At 77.5% G+C, this 2,049-nt stretch carries 3 protein-coding genes; all 3 read right to left on the reverse strand.

The genetic code is table 11. From position 1 onward, the window contains the following. A partial coding sequence (locus tag AOK22_RS35700) for a serine hydrolase domain-containing protein (protein ID WP_244165236.1) occupies positions 1-519 on the reverse strand: 519 nt, incomplete at its 3' end. Further along, positions 516-1,442: a DUF6895 family protein gene (locus tag AOK22_RS35705; RefSeq protein WP_055702849.1), complete on the reverse strand. Its 927-nt coding sequence runs from the start codon at positions 1,440-1,442 to the stop codon at positions 516-518. The genes AOK22_RS35700 and AOK22_RS35705, both read right to left, overlap by 4 nt. Then, positions 1,439-2,049: hypothetical protein (locus tag AOK22_RS35710; RefSeq protein WP_157872392.1), on the reverse strand; the 611-nt coding region annotated here is incomplete at its 5' end. The genes AOK22_RS35710 and AOK22_RS35705, both read right to left, overlap by 4 nt.

Genomic DNA, 2,049 nt, shown 5'->3' on the forward strand with positions numbered 1-2,049 from the left:
GGCGCGGGGGCGGGCGCGGGCCAGTGCTTCCCGGAAGTCGTCGGCGGAGAAGTCGGCGTACGGGTTGCTGAACCAGGCGGGGGCGCCGCGGTGCAGGAAGCCGGGCGGCAGCCGGGGCAGGCCCGAGGTGTGGGTGGCGAGGTGGAGCAGGGTCATCGCGTCGCCGTCCAGGTGCGGGATCGCGGCGCGGGGCAGGAAGCGGCCGATCGGGTCGTCGTGGGCCACCTCGCCGCGCGCGGCCATGTCCGCGAGGAGCAGCGCGGTGAACGTCTTGGTCAGGGAGCCGATCTCGAAGCGGGTGTCGGGGTCGGCGGGCGCGCCGCCGTGCCGTGCCGTGTCGCCGGTGGCGAGCAGGACGCGGACGGGGCCGCGCCGGACGGCGACGGCCACGGCGGTCGCTCCGGGGGCCGCGTCGCGCAGTCCGGCGAGGAGGTCGGCCGCCCACGGGGGCGCTTCCGCCGTGCCCGTCGTCGTACCGCGCACGGCGCGGCTGTTCCCGATGCTCCCGAGTGCGCTCAAGGCCGCCGCTCCGGGCCGCCCAGGGTGCGGGAGACCGCGAGGGTGCCGGCGATGGCGGCGACCACGGCGGTGTGGTGGTGGTCGGTGAAGCGCCGCTCGGGGTCGCCCGGGACCGGTTCGCCGTCGCGGGGCATCAGTCCGTCCGGGTGCTGGGCCCGTGCCAGGCGTTCCCAGTCGGCGGCCTCGCAGTACGGCTCCGGCAGGCAGCAGCCGACGATCATCAGCTCGGCGACCAGGTCCCACTGCTCGACCTCGGCCCAGATGTCGATCCACACGGGCAGCCAGGCACTCACGTAGTCGGCGAGGCCGGCGGGCAGACCTGCGGGCCGGGCGCCCCAGTCGGTGAGGTGGAAGACCGTGTGGGTGACGCAGTAGCCGGTCATCCAGTCGATGAGCCAGGGCTCGGGGGTCGCGCCGAGCCAGGTGGCGGCGCCGAGCGCGGCCCAGTCGTAGGCGCGGCCGTCCCGGTCGAGGCCCACGACGCGGGCCGCGTTGGCGACGGCGAGCCGCCGGTTGGGCAGCACCTCGGCGCCGCGCACGGAGCGCAGCGCGCTGGTGTGGGCGAGCAGCTGTTCCAGGCGCGCGTGGCGCAGTCCCCCGCGCGCGAAGGGGGCGTACGTCTCCAGCGGGTCGGTCATCATCGAGTACCGCAGCAGCCGCTCGTAGAGCATGTCGCCGTCGCCGAGCTGGCGCCAGCAGAAGCCCATCAGCTCGCGGGCCACCCGCAGCTCGGCGCTGCCCGCCACGGACTCGCGCAGGACGAGCGAGGCGGCGAGCGCGCTCTCCCCCAGCGGTTTGTACACGCTGTCGGGATCGGCGAGTTCGGCGGTGGTGTCGGCGGGCAGGGCGCCGAGCTCACGGTGGGTGTGGAGCCAGGTCAGGGCGCGCGAGCCCACCTCGTGCGCGGTCCGCGTCACCGTCATGCGTTCTCCACTCCCAGTAGTCGCCCGGCGATGGCGACGTCGAGGGCGAGCCGGGGGCCGCCGCCGTACAGCCGGAGGTGGTCGACCAGCGGCACCGGGTCGAGGGGCAGCGGCAGGCCCTCGGCGCCGAGCAGGGCGAGCCAGCGCGCGATGCGCGCGGCGGTCGGGTAGTCGCGGCGCAGCACGGCGCGGGTGGCTCCCCGGGCGAGGGCCAGCGGGGCGGCGCGGGCCGCGGCGTGCACGGGGCCGTCGAGGCCGGGCAGGGCGAGCGGCGAGAGCTGGCCCATGCGGACGGACCAGGCCTGCCAGGGGGTGCCGGGGGCGTCGGCGGGCGGGGTGTCGGTGGGTGGGTCGGTACGGCTGCCGGGGCGGTCGGCGACACCCCCGGCGCCCGGGTCTCCCGGGTCCGCCGGCGTCGGGGCGGTGTCCGGTGCCAGCTCCGGGGCGCCGGCGGGCCGCTGGGCGAGCGCGCCGCTCGGGCCCAGCTCGGCCAGGGCTTCGTCCGCTCCGGCGAACCGGGTGAGCAGTGTCGTCGTGGCCCAGTCGCGCCAGGCGACGAGCCAGGGTTCCGCGGGCCCGGCGGGGGGCGGGGCGGGCGTGTCCACCG

Source organism: Streptomyces silaceus, from assembly GCF_001419745.1.
In the GTDB taxonomy this organism is placed as follows: domain Bacteria; phylum Actinomycetota; class Actinomycetes; order Streptomycetales; family Streptomycetaceae; genus Streptomyces; species Streptomyces silaceus.

What these genes read in the sequence shown, in the direction of transcription:
- AOK22_RS35705 (WP_055702849.1), bottom strand. Translation starts at nt 1,442, where the DNA reads ATGACGGTGACGCGGACCGCGCACGAGGTGGGCTCGCGCGCCCTGACC.